Raw genomic sequence first — 11533 nt, 5'->3', positions numbered from 1 at the left:
AGCGCTAGCCGGGTCCAGCGCGAGAGGTCAGGCCGCGGCCCGCGCTTGTTCCTCATCCGCGAGCATCCAGTCGACGCAGGCGCGGGCGTGGATTTCGGTCGTGTCGTAAACCGGAAGCACATTTGCCCGCACGTCGACCGCGAGCACCAGCTCGGTGCATCCGAGCACCACTGCCTCGACACGCTCCTTGGCGAGTTCGGTGATCAGGGTCTTGAGTTTGCGCTGGCTGTTGCGGACCACCCGGCCGGCGGCGAGTTCCTCGAAGATGATCCGGTCGACCTCCTCGATCCAGGCCTGCTCGATCGGGACCGGCCTGATGCCACGGCCTTCGAGGCGGCTGCGAACGTGCGGCTCGAGCATGGTGAAGCGTGTGCCCAGCAAGGCGACGCGCTTGCGCCCGTCGGCGAGCAGCCGGTCCGCCGCCGCGTCGCCGATGTGGAGCATCGGCACGCCGACTTTCGGCGCAACCGCATCATAAACCTTGTGCCCGGTGTTCGACGTGATGATCAGCCCTTCTGCGCCGGCCCCTTCGAGGCGCTTCGCGGCTTCGAGTGTCACGTCGGCGACGCCATTCCAGTCGCCCGATAGCTCCATCTCAGCGAACGGCGCGAGATCGAGGCTTTCGATCACCAGCCGGGCGCTGTGGAGGCCTCCGAGCCGCTGCGCGATGCCGCGGTTGATGTGCTCGTAATAGAGCGCGGTGGAGGACCAGCTGGTCCCGCCGATGATTCCGAGCTTGCGCATCGATTGACCCCTCCCGTCGCTTGCCGTTTCCTAATCCGCGAACATCGGCTGGGCAGCAAGCGGGTAAAGGCAGTTTTGCCGCAAGACGAGTCGACGGCGCGGCGAGCGGATCGTCTCAGCCGAGGGCTTTAACGATCTCGTCGGTCATCTTCTTGGCATCGCCAAGCAACATCATCGTATTGTCCCTGTAGAACAGGTCATTGTCGATGCCGGCATAGCCGACGCCGCCCATCGAGCGCTTCACGAACAGCACCGTCCGCGCCTTCTCGACGTCCAACACCGGCATGCCGTAGATCGGCGAGCTCTTGTCGGTCCGGGCGGCCGGGTTGGTGACGTCGTTGGCGCCGATCACGTAAGCGACGTCGGTCTGCGCGAATTCGTTGTTGATGTCGTCGAGCTCGAACACTTCGTCATAGGGCACGTTGGCCTCGGCCAGCAGCACGTTCATGTGCCCCGGCATGCGCCCGGCGACCGGGTGGATCGCATATTTGATCCGCACCCCGTTGGCCTTGAGCTTGTCAGCCATTTCCTTGACCGAATGCTGGGCCTGCGCGACGGCCATGCCGTAGCCGGGGACGATGATGACCTGCTCGGCCTGCTTCATCAGGAATGCCGCATCGTCCGCCGATCCGAGCTTGTACGGCCGGTCGATGGCCGCCGCCTCGCCGGCGCTCGCGACGGCGCCGAACCCGCCGGCAATGACCGAGATGAAGCTGCGGTTCATCGCCCGGCACATGATGTATGAAAGGATCGCGCCAGAACTTCCGACCAGTGCGCCGGTGATGATCATCGCGCTGTTGTGGAGGGTGAAGCCCATGGCCGCGGCGGCCCAGCCCGAATAGCTGTTGAGCATCGAGATCACGACCGGCATGTCGGCGCCGCCGATGGGCACGATCAGCAGGAACCCGATCGCAAAGCTCAAGCCCGCAATGGTGAAGAACACCCACTGCGCCTGGTCCTGCGTGAAGTAGGCGATCAGCCCGAGAATCGCCGCGAGCACGCCGAGGTTGATCACGTGCCGCAGCGGCAGCAGGATCGGCTTGCCCGACATATTGCCGTTCAATTTGAGGAAGGCGATCACCGAGCCGGAGAAGGTGATCGCGCCGATGGCGACGCCGAGCCCCATCTCGATGCGGCTTTGAGGAAAGATGCTGACGAACGACGGGCTGGCGATCGGCGTCACGCGGACCGCGATCCCGAACGCTTCCGGGTTGAGGTAGGCCGCGGCGCCGACCAGCACGGCGGCCATGCCGACCAGGCTATGGAAGGCCGCGACCAGCTGCGGCATCGCGGTCATGTGGATCTTGCGCGCGGTAACGAGGCCGATGCCGCCGCCGATCAGCATTGCCCCGGCGATCTCGGCAATCGATGCGAACCTGTGCAGGGCAAGCGTCGTGGCGATCGCAATCGCCATGCCGATCATGCCGGTGTAGTTGCCGCGCCGGCTGCTGTCCGGCTTCGACAATCCTCTCAGCGCCAGGATGAAGCAAATGCCCGCGACGAGGTAAGCGAGCAGCGCCCAGGCCGGCTGCGGCGCGGCTTCATGCATCGGGCCACTCCCGCTTCTTGTACATCGCCAGCATGCGCGCGGTGACCGCGAATCCGCCGAAGATGTTCACGCTGGCCAGCGTGACCGCCGCGAGACCGAGCCATTTCGAAGCCGGGCTACCAGCCGCAGCGGATGCGATCAGCGCGCCGACCACGATGACCGAGGAAATAGCGTTGGTGACGCTCATCAGCGGCGTGTGCAGCGCGGGGGTGACCGACCAGACGACATAATAGCCGACGAAACAGGCAAGCACGAAGATCGACAGGATCGAAATGAAGTCCATGACGGCTCCTCAATGGCGGCCGCTTTCTTGGCGGGTCGTTCTGGAACTGTCGAGTGCCGACGTCGGTCGACCGGCCTGCTGTTAATTTTAATCCGGTTAGCGTTTTCCTAACCTTTTCGCGCGCATGCGTGTGACGCTCGTTGGGAAGGAAGCAGCCGCAGGTGTCGAAGCGCAGTGATCAGGACGCGGGCCGCAAGCCGTGGAAGCTGTTGTTGTGGACGACGCTGGCCGGGCTGATCTTCGGCTTGATCGGCTTTGGAGAGATCGCCGAGGATTATCTGCGGACGATCCGCAACCTGCTCCACTGGCACAAGGCCAGCGGCGAGATTGTCCTCGTCAAGATCGACAGCGATGCCCTTCGGGATGTCGGGCGTTGGCCGTGGCCGCGACGTGAAGAGGCCCATCTCGTCGATCAGCTTACGCAGGCGGGTGCGAATCGCATCGTCTTCGACATCGGATTCTTCGGACCGACGGATCCGCTCGACGACAATAGTCTGGCGGAGGCGCTGAAGCGATCGAAGCGCGTCGTGCTCGCCGCGCGGACTCGCGCCGGACCCGGCGGCGGCGAACATGAAACGGCAGTGCCGCTTCCTATTTTTGCGCGGAACGCGACCGTCGCGAGCATCAGTTGGCTGTACAATTACCAAAATGCAGTCACGCGCATTCCGTACGGCACGATGCGGAACGGCCAAACGGTGCCGTCCTTCGCCGCACTCCTCGCGAATCGTTCAGGCAGGCCAGACGAGACCTTCGCCCCCGATTATTCGGTCGACCCCTATTCGATCCCGAACGTTTCGGCCGGGGCGGTGCTGAGCGGCAGGTTCGATCCGCGCCTGATTCGCGGGAAGACGGTGTTGATTGGCGTCACAGCCGATTCGACCGGCGACCAATTCTTCGTGCCCGGAACAGGCAAGATGGGCGGCGTCTATGTCCACGCGATCGGCGCCGAAACCTTGAGGTCCGGCAAGCCGGTGGATCTCGGCTGGGTACCGCTGTTCGCGGTCAGCCTGGCGCTCTGTGCCCTTGCGCTGACCCGGCGCAGAGCGGGCCAACAAGGTGCCATCCTGGCCCTGACGGCCGTGGCGCTGTTCATTGGGCCGGCACTTCCTGAGGCCTATCTGATCTATCTCGACATGACTCCGGCGCTGTTCGTCGTGCTGATCGTGTCGAGCGTAATCATCTGGCGCCGCTACCGCGCGAGTGGATTCATCAATCCAACGACGAACCTGCCGAACCTGAACGCCCTTCGCGCCAATTCGAACGGGCGCGGCAAGGCGATCGTCGTCGCGCGGGTCCTCAATTACGAGGAGATCGTCGCCACCCTGCCCGCCGCGAACGAACGGCAGCTGGTCGACCAGATCGTATCGCGTTTGAAGGTCGGGTCGCCCGACCGCATACTCTATCAGGGCGACGGCGGGATTTTTGCCTGGTTCGAGGAGCCGCACCAGCCGTTCGCCAATCACCTTGAGGCGCTTCACGTACTATTCCGTAACCCCGCACGGATCGCCAGCCTGTCCATGGACCTGACGGTAGCCTTCGGCGTCGAGGTCGGCGGCGGCCGGTCGACGGCGAGCCGCTTCGCAAGCGCGCTGGTTGCAGCCGACGACGCCGCTCACGATGGCCTCAAGTGGAAATATCACGATCCCGAAAGCCTGGAGACGGCGTCGTGGAAGCTGTCGATGCTCAGCCAGCTCGATGAGGCGATCGATCGCGGTGAAGTATGGGTCGCCTATCAGCCTAAGCTCGAGATCGGGACCCGCCGGATTATCGGCGCCGAGGCGCTTGCCCGGTGGACGCACCCGGAGAAGGGGCCGATCGCAGCCTCGGAATTCGTTGCCGCCGCCGAGCAGCACAACCGCATCGGCAAGCTCACCGATTTCGTGCTCGAGAAAGCGGTTACCGCAGCGGCGCAGATCAACAAGCGCGGCACGGATTTCGACATGGCCGTCAACCTTTCAGCGCGGCTGCTTACCGACAAGGGCTTCACGCTGCGCCTCTCTGCGCTGCTCGCCCGGCATGGCCTAGCGGCGCAGCATCTGACGCTGGAACTGACCGAGACCGCGGCGCTGACCGGCACCGGCGAAGGCCTCGACATGATCGCGCGCCTGCGCGACCTCGGCGTAAACATCGCCATCGACGATTACGGAACGGGACTTTCGACGCTGGAATATCTGAAGAAGATCCCGGCGACCGAGATCAAGATCGACCAAAGCTTCGTAAAAGGCATCGTCGACAACCGCAGCGACCGGTTGATGGTCCAGTCGACCATCGGCCTCGCCCACTCGCTCGGCCGCAAGGTCGTCGCCGAGGGCGTCGAGACCCGCGACATCCTCGACCTTCTGATCGAAATGGGCTGCGACATCGCCCAGGGCTTTGCGATCGGCCGCCCGATGAGCCTGGACAGTCTGGCCAAGCGCCTGTCGTCCGACCGTAAGCGAAGCGCCGCCTAAGCAACCAGTTCCGGTAAAGTAACGAGGATCCGCTTCTCAGCGGAGCGCCGCCCCTGACTTTGGTTAACCGTTTGCTAACCATGCCGATTAAGGTTAACATCGCCCCAGCTGCCGAATCGCAGTTCGACAAACGGGGTGATGACGATGAAGAAGATCAAGACCGTCCGTGGTTTCTGGAGCTGGGCCCTCGGCTATGGCTGGGACGGCGGCGGCGAAAACGGCTAACCGTTTTCGGCCCCAGTAAAGCCGGGCTGTATTTCAACAACTTACCAAGCGCCCGTCGTATCGCGGGCGCTTGTCGTTTGTGTCCAATTCTCGGTGCTGCGCGACCGCTGGCGGCGCGGCCTGGCGCCGTCTAACGCGCGATCATGCTTTGACAGGCGATTATAGTGCTGCCGATTCGCGCGTCGCACTAAAGGCGTTCGATATCGTCTATCCACCGGCGGACTCACCCAACACTTCGGTGGAGATCCTCGTGAAGCGACTGTTCGATCTGGCAGGCGAGCGCTGGGTCGACCTGTGCGTCCTACGAAAGGAATCGGCGAGCGAGTAGCGCACCGGGGGCGACATCGGGCACAGCCCAGGGTGTCCCGACGATGAGTGACTCGACAATCGAGGCCATCGCCGGCGAGGTCTGCAGCCCGAAACCGCCCTGACCCGCCAGCCAAAAGAAGCCTTCGACGCCGGCGGCAAAACCCACTGCGGGATGCTTGTCGGGAGTAAAGGTCCGAAGCCCCGCCCAGCGGCTGTGGATTCGCCCGACCTTCACAATCGTCCGTTCCTCGATCCGGTAGGCCGCGAGCGCCACTTCCAATTCCTCGGGCTGTGCGTCGCAGGGTTCGCTCGGCACCTCGTCCATCGGCGAGGCGAACAGACGCCCGGTCTCGGGCGCGAAATACAGTTCGTCTCCGATCGTCTTGGCGAAGGGCAAGGCATCCAGGTTGGTGCCGTGCGGCGCGTCGAAAGTGATGATCGTCCGCCGTTTCGGCTCGAGCCCGAGCGGCGAAACGCCCGCTAGCCGCGCGACCGCGTCGGCCCACGAGCCCGCTGCGTTGACGATGATCGGCGACGAAAATCGCTCGCCGGCTTCGGTCGTCACGGTCCAGACGCCGCCCTCATGTTCGATGGCAGCGATGCGTTGTCCGGAATGCAGCGCGCCGCCACGGGCCCTCAGCTGTCGCAGATTGCCTTGAAGGAGCGCGTGCGGGTCGAGCCGGATGCCGTTGCGATCGGCGATACCGTAGAGCGCATCCTGCTTGAGCAGCGGACAGAGTTCGTGGACGCCCCGCGCGTCCAGCCTTTCGAGGGCGGCGAATGCCGACAGCTCGGCCTCGAGCTTGTCGAGCGCCTCGCGTTCATCCTCGCGGGCGTGGATCAGCACCGGCATCCGGCACCCAAGCGGAACCTCGCTAAAGCCGTCCGGCGGCGAGTCGAAGAAGTCTCGGCTGGCGAGCGTCAGCGCGCGCACCAAGCGGTCTCCCAGCGCATAATGCAGCATGGTCGCGCTGCGTCCCGAGGAGTGGAAGCCGATCTGCGCCTCCGCCTCCAGGACGGTCACTCGCGCGTGCCTGGACAAGGCCGCCGCGGCCGATAGACCGGCGATCCCGCCGCCAATGACCAGGATGTCGGACGTATTCACTCGGGATCAGGCGGTGGTCAGCCGCTCGTTCACGATCTTTCCGCCTTGAGTCAGGCGAATCCCTTTCACGATCTCGTCGTCATCGGGGAGGATCGGCCGCCCCTGCCCCTTGTCCCAGAAGGCGGAGAGGAAATTGTACAGGTTGCGAGCGAACAGCGCCGATGCGTCCGCGGCGAGGCTGCGCGCCAGATTTGTGGCGCCGATGATCGTCACGCCGTGCTTCACGACGGACTCCCCGCTGACTGTCCCTTCGATGTTGCCGCCGGCGTCGGCCGCAAGGTCGACGATCACGCTTCCGGCGCGCATCGAGGCCACTTGCGCGTCGCTGATCAGTCTCGGCGCCGGGCGTCCGGGGATCAGCGCGGTGGTGATGACGATATCCTGCTTGGCGATGTGGGCCGACACCAGCTCGGCCTGAGCCTTCTGATATTCGTCCGACATTTCCGTGGCGTAGCCGCCCGCGCCCTCCCCCTCGATCCCGGCCACATTCTCGACGAAGATCGGCTTGGCGCCCAATGACTGGATCTGCTCCTTCGTAGCCGAGCGCACGTCGGTCGCGCTGACTTGGGCGCCCAGGCGCCGCGCCGTCGCGATCGCCTGCAGCCCGGCGACTCCGACGCCCATGACGAAGGCCTTGGCCGGGCTCACTGTCCCGGCCGCCGTCATCATCATTGGGAAGGCGCGCCCGTACGAAGCCGCCGCATCAACCACGGCCTTGTAGCCGGCAAGGTTCGATTGCGACGACAGCACATCCATCGACTGCGCGCGCGTGATCCGCGGCATCCATTCCATCGCCATCGCCTGCAGTCCGGCGGCGGCGTAGCCCTGGATCGCGTCGCGCCGGCGCAACGGGTCGAGGCCGCCGACGAGAAGCGCATCCGCTTCTACGCCTTTGAGAGTCGCGGGATCCGGCCCGCCGATCGTCAGGATGATCCCCGCCCCCTTAAGCACCTCGGCGCGAATGCCGAGCGTCGCTCCGGCGGCCTCGAAGTCGGAGTCTGCGATGGAGGCACCCACTCCCGCTTCACGCTCGACGGCAACTTCGGCTCCCAACGCAATGAATTTCTTCACAGTCTCGGGAACGGCAGCACAGCGGGTCTCGCCCGCCGCCTCTTTCAGGACCGCGATTTTCATGTCTCGGCTAGCGCAGGATCAGGAGAACGATGAAACCGATGACGAGGCACGTCAGGGCCCCCCATTTGAGCATCATGGTGAACCGCGTGTAGTCGGCAACGTGATGCGCCATCTCCTGTGTCGGCGGACTGACCAGGATCGGCTCTTCTTCGGCCATTCAACTTCCCCTCTGTCGAGATCGAGATGTGGAGGCGTCCATAACAAGGCGATGGCCGGTACCCAAGCCCCGCTCCGGCGGATCCCTTAAGCTCCCCTTTACCGCTTTTGACGTACGCGTGAGCGATGCGCGAAGAACCCACACGATCACTGTTGCTGCTGGACGCCAATCCCGAGGAACGCCGGCTGATCTCCGCGATTGCCGGGCGCGCCGGGTGGAGCGTCGTCGGCGCCGCCGACGAAGAGATGGCGCTGGCGCTTCTGCAGGGCCCGCACGGTCGCGAAGTCCTCGCCGCACTGCTCGGTAGCTGGGAAGCCGAGAAAGGGCCGCAGCTGATCACGTCGTTGCGCGAACATCGTCCGAGCCTGCCGGTGATCGTCCTGTCGCACGGCGACACGGTGTCCGCCGCGGTGGAGGCGATGCGCGCCGGCGCGTCCGATTTCCTCGTGCGCCCGGTCGCGCCCGAGCGCCTCCTGGAGGCACTGGCAGCCAATGCCGATCGCCGCCGTGCAGCCGGCGAGCTCGCGCCCGTCTCGGAGAAGCTCGCACCGACGCTCGATCTCGAGCAGCTGATCGGCGCCGCGCCGGACTTCCGCGCCGCGCTCGCAGTCGCCGCCAAGTCGGCACGAAACCGGCTGCCGGTGCTTATCATCGGCGAGCCGGGCACCGGCAAGGAAACCCTCGCCCGCGCGATCCACGCGGCAAGTTTGAGGGCCAAAGGTCCACTGCTCGCGCTCGACTGCAAGTCGGTGCCCGCGAATATCATCGACAGTGAGCTGTTCGGGCATGAGAAAGGCGCCTTCCCGGGCGCGTTCGCCGCCAAGACCGGCAAGCTGGTGCAGGCCGACACCGGGACGCTGATCCTCGACGAAATCGCCGTGCTTCCGGCCGAGACCCAGGAGCTGCTCGACCGCGTGCTGGCGACCGGCGAAGTTCGTCCGGTTGGCCTTAACGGCAGCTATTCGGTCGATGTTCGGGTGATTGCCACCAGCAGCCGCGCTTTGCCCGAGGACTTCCTCGCGGGCCTGACCGAGCGAATCGGCGCGACCACCGTGACGCTTCCCCCGCTTCGCGAACGCAGCGGCGACATTCCCGCGCTCGCCCGCCACCTGCTTCAGCGGCTCGCCGATCACGCCGGCATCCGGCAGCTGTCGATCGGCAATGACTCACTTGCCGTGCTGATGCGCTACGGCTGGCCCGGCAACGTCCGCCAGCTTGCCGGCGTGCTGTTCCGCGCCGCGCTTCAATGCGAGGGCAACTCACTGACCGCGCAGGACTTCCCGCACATCGCGACCCAGTCGCGGTACACGGCTCGCCAAACCGACTTTACGCCGACGATGAGCGCCGAGCGCAGCGACGAGGTTCTGGCCGGATCGCCCGGGATCACGCTGTACAGCGGCGATGGCCATCTGCGGCCGCTCGAAGAAATCGAGGCCGACATCATCCGCCTCGCGATCGGCCATTATCGCGGTCGCATGACCGAGGTCGCGCGGCGGCTCGGGATCGGCCGCTCGACGCTCTACCGCAAGCTCGGCGAGCTCGGGATCGACACCGCCGCCTAGGTCCGCGGCGTCAGCGCCTGGTCGCGCATGCCACGCCACACGCGCAGCGCCTGCACCGTTTCGAAGACATCGTGGACGCGGACGACCTGCGCGCCCTGCTCAACGGCCTTCATCGCGAAAGCTATGCTGCCGCCCAGCCGCTTGTCGGCGGGGGTCTCGCCCGAGAGCGCGCCGATGGTGCGCTTCCGGCTGGCACCCACGACCAGCGGGTACCCAAGCGAATGGAACAGCCCAAGGCCGTTCATCAGTTCGAGATTGTGGCCGACATTCTTGCCGAAGCCGAATCCCGGGTCGACCAGGATGTGGTCACGCGAAACGCCGGCGTCGATCGCGGCGGCGATCCGTTCCTCCAGCCACAGATAGACCTCGACCAGCAGGTCATCGTAGCGCGGATCCTCCTGCATGACCTCGGGAGCGCCACGGTGGTGCATCAGCACGACGGGCACGTTCAGTCCGGCCGCGACTTCCGCCGAGCGCTGATCGTAAGTGAGCGCCGACACGTCGTTGATCATCCGCGCCCCGGCCTCGACAGCTGCCGTCATGACGTCGGCCTTGCGCGTGTCACACGATACCGCGGTCCCAGCCGCCGCAAGCTGCCGGATCACCGGCACCACTCTTTCGATCTCATCGCCTTCCCAGATGGAGCGCGCACCGGGCCGGGTAGATTCGCCGCCAACATCGACGATAGCCGCGCCTGCCCCGGCCATCGCCGCCCCGGCCTCGCCGGCTTCGGCGGCATCGGCGAACTGGCCCCCGTCCGAGAAGCTGTCGGGGGTCGCGTTGACGATTCCCATCACCTGCGGCTGGTCGAGACGGATCGTGCGCCCCCCGAGTTGCAGCGCGCCGCGCGGCGCGGTCAGCGCCTGCCACTGCGCCGCCATGCCATCGTCGAACCGCGCTTCGATCTCCTCGACCGGCACCAGCTCGGCCGAGACCCGACAATGGCCGTCGACGTGAATCAGCTCGACCGCGGCGAACCAGTTCATGCCGCCCGCGAGGCGAGCGACCTTCCCGTCATGACCGAACGGGGAGTCGACAAAGGCAGTCGGCCGGAGGAGCGTGCGCATGGAGACGCTCATCTGCCGAGGCCGAGGACCGACTGGCCGACCGGCTCGGACGTCGATTTGGGCTCTCGTTCCTGGAGCCGGCTGAGCCACTTGGCGGTGTCCGAACCGGTGCTGACCTGTGGATTGGACGGTGTCAGCCTTTCGCGGCCCTCGGCGGCGGCGATCAACGCCGAGGCCCGCTGCAGCTGCACGTCGAGCGGCAGCGGCTGGCGGAAGGCATGATTGATCAGCGCGTCGCCGAAGAAGGTCCAGTCATTGCCCGCCTGGCACCCGAACGACGAGCGGTCGGCGGCCGCGGCGGTGACGACGATCGTGCTCCGGCCCTTGAGCGCAGGTACGAACTGACCGGCAAAGCAGGCCTGGAGGATCAATAACCGGTTCCCGATTCCGAGTGAGCTCAACATGCTGGCGAGCCGCGGCGGGGAAATGACGCCCGCGCCGCGCCGCAAATCCTTGTAGACCAGACCAACGTCCGGCTCGCCGTGGCTCGTGCTATAGAGGATCAGGACATCCTCGTTCAGGTCCATCAGCTCCGCGACCCGCGCCAACGCCAGGGCCAGCGTTTCAGGCGAGCCCGGCCCGGCCGCCTTGTCATTGCCCTGGTCGTTGGCGAGCACGATCGTTCGACCGGCGGCATCGAAGCGGGCGGAAAGCACACGCCCGGCCTCGCGCGCCTCGCGGTTGAAGACAGGATCACCGTCGAGCGCGACGACGACGACATAGGCGTCGACCGTGGCCGGCTGCTGCGGCTTGAGCGCGTCGAGGGCAACGAACAGTCGCCGATGTTCGGCCAACAGCTGCGCAGGCGGCTCCGGGACGGCTGCCCACTCGGCTTGCTGGGCGGACGAAGCAGTGATGCTCAGCGTCCCGGCAAGCGCCAGCGCTGACAGGAAATAGACCGCCGCTTGCCGCGTATTGCGCGTCACACGGTTACTCTCGTCGGCGGCA

Annotated in this window: 11 protein-coding genes; 3 read left to right on the top strand and 8 right to left on the bottom strand. The window is 65.6% G+C overall.

Going from position 1 to position 11533, the window contains the following annotated elements:
* Nucleotides 1–27: 27 nt before the first annotated feature.
* The 3 genes from ACJ8FR_RS10105 to ACJ8FR_RS10095 all read right to left on the bottom strand — a co-directional run bounded on the left by ACJ8FR_RS10105 (nucleotide 28) and on the right by ACJ8FR_RS10095 (nucleotide 2576).
* Nucleotides 28–744: an aspartate/glutamate racemase family protein gene (locus ACJ8FR_RS10105; protein ID WP_407828504.1), complete on the bottom strand. Its 717-nt coding sequence runs from the start codon at nucleotides 742–744 to the stop codon at nucleotides 28–30.
* 115 nt (nucleotides 745–859) lie between these two features.
* Nucleotides 860–2293 carry an NAD(P)(+) transhydrogenase (Re/Si-specific) subunit beta gene (locus ACJ8FR_RS10100; RefSeq protein ID WP_407828503.1) on the bottom strand — a complete coding sequence of 478 codons (1434 nt, stop codon included), beginning with the start codon at nucleotides 2291–2293 and terminating at the stop codon, nucleotides 860–862.
* Nucleotides 2286–2576, bottom strand: coding sequence for an NAD(P) transhydrogenase subunit alpha (locus tag ACJ8FR_RS10095; RefSeq protein WP_407828502.1), 291 nt, complete (start codon nucleotides 2574–2576; stop codon nucleotides 2286–2288). The genes ACJ8FR_RS10100 and ACJ8FR_RS10095 overlap by 8 nt, the downstream gene beginning before the upstream one ends.
* Nucleotides 2577–2737: 161 nt before the next feature.
* Here ACJ8FR_RS10095 and ACJ8FR_RS10090 point away from each other — a divergent pair, with 161 nt between their 5' ends.
* Both ACJ8FR_RS10090 and ACJ8FR_RS10085 read left to right on the top strand, forming a co-directional pair.
* Entirely contained in the window at nucleotides 2738–5026 is a 2289-nt protein-coding gene (locus tag ACJ8FR_RS10090) for an EAL domain-containing protein (protein WP_407828501.1), read from the top strand.
* Between the two features lie 373 nt (nucleotides 5027–5399).
* Nucleotides 5400–5579 carry a hypothetical protein gene (locus tag ACJ8FR_RS10085; RefSeq protein WP_407828500.1) on the top strand — a complete coding sequence of 60 codons (180 nt, stop codon included), beginning with the start codon at nucleotides 5400–5402 and terminating at the stop codon, nucleotides 5577–5579.
* Here ACJ8FR_RS10085 and ACJ8FR_RS10080 read toward each other — a convergent pair.
* Genes ACJ8FR_RS10080 through ACJ8FR_RS10070 form a run of 3 tightly spaced genes read right to left on the bottom strand, consistent with a single transcriptional unit; the run spans nucleotide 5553 to nucleotide 7956 of the window.
* Nucleotides 5553–6665, bottom strand: a complete 1113-nt coding sequence (locus tag ACJ8FR_RS10080; RefSeq protein WP_407828499.1) for an NAD(P)/FAD-dependent oxidoreductase — start codon at nucleotides 6663–6665, stop codon at nucleotides 5553–5555. The genes ACJ8FR_RS10085 and ACJ8FR_RS10080 overlap by 27 nt on opposite strands.
* 6 nt (nucleotides 6666–6671) lie before the next feature.
* A complete protein-coding gene (locus ACJ8FR_RS10075) occupies nucleotides 6672–7799 on the bottom strand; it encodes an NAD(P) transhydrogenase subunit alpha (RefSeq protein WP_407828498.1) in 1128 nt (375 codons plus the stop codon).
* 7 nt (nucleotides 7800–7806) lie between these two features.
* Nucleotides 7807–7956 carry a hypothetical protein gene (locus ACJ8FR_RS10070; RefSeq protein WP_407828497.1) on the bottom strand — a complete coding sequence of 50 codons (150 nt, stop codon included), beginning with the start codon at nucleotides 7954–7956 and terminating at the stop codon, nucleotides 7807–7809.
* Between the two features lie 125 nt (nucleotides 7957–8081).
* Between ACJ8FR_RS10070 and ACJ8FR_RS10065 the strand changes: the two genes are divergently transcribed.
* A complete protein-coding gene (locus ACJ8FR_RS10065) occupies nucleotides 8082–9518 on the top strand; it encodes a sigma-54-dependent transcriptional regulator (RefSeq protein ID WP_407828496.1) in 1437 nt (478 codons plus the stop codon).
* Here ACJ8FR_RS10065 and folP read toward each other — a convergent pair.
* Complete coding sequence (gene folP, locus ACJ8FR_RS10060; RefSeq protein ID WP_407828495.1) at nucleotides 9515–10585, bottom strand: dihydropteroate synthase; 1071 nt, start codon at nucleotides 10583–10585, stop codon at nucleotides 9515–9517. The genes ACJ8FR_RS10065 and folP overlap by 4 nt on opposite strands.
* An 8-nt stretch (nucleotides 10586–10593) precedes the next feature.
* Nucleotides 10594–11511, bottom strand: a complete 918-nt coding sequence (locus tag ACJ8FR_RS10055; protein ID WP_407828494.1) for a C13 family peptidase — start codon at nucleotides 11509–11511, stop codon at nucleotides 10594–10596.
* Nucleotides 11512–11533 lie beyond the last annotated feature (22 nt).

The sequence above is a fragment of the Sphingomonas sp. genome, assembly GCF_045810705.1.
GTDB lineage: Bacteria > Pseudomonadota > Alphaproteobacteria > Sphingomonadales > Sphingomonadaceae > Sphingomicrobium.
The sequence above is the reverse complement of the archived record's forward strand: the minus strand, read 5'-3'. Positions and strand labels throughout refer to the sequence as shown.

Excerpts from the sequence above, each read along its gene's own strand:
- ACJ8FR_RS10105 (WP_407828504.1), bottom strand. The coding sequence starts at position 744 with ATGCGCAAGCTCGGAATCATCGGCGGGACCAGCTGGTCCTCCACCGCG.
- ACJ8FR_RS10100 (WP_407828503.1), bottom strand. The coding sequence starts at position 2,293 with ATGCATGAAGCCGCGCCGCAGCCGGCCTGGGCGCTGCTCGCTTACCTC.
- ACJ8FR_RS10095 (WP_407828502.1), bottom strand. The coding sequence starts at position 2,576 with ATGGACTTCATTTCGATCCTGTCGATCTTCGTGCTTGCCTGTTTCGTC.
- ACJ8FR_RS10075 (WP_407828498.1), bottom strand. The coding sequence starts at position 7,799 with ATGAAAATCGCGGTCCTGAAAGAGGCGGCGGGCGAGACCCGCTGTGCT.
- ACJ8FR_RS10070 (WP_407828497.1), bottom strand. The coding sequence starts at position 7,956 with ATGGCCGAAGAAGAGCCGATCCTGGTCAGTCCGCCGACACAGGAGATG.
- ACJ8FR_RS10065 (WP_407828496.1), top strand. The coding sequence starts at position 8,082 with ATGCGCGAAGAACCCACACGATCACTGTTGCTGCTGGACGCCAATCCC.
- folP (WP_407828495.1), bottom strand. The coding sequence starts at position 10,585 with ATGCGCACGCTCCTCCGGCCGACTGCCTTTGTCGACTCCCCGTTCGGT.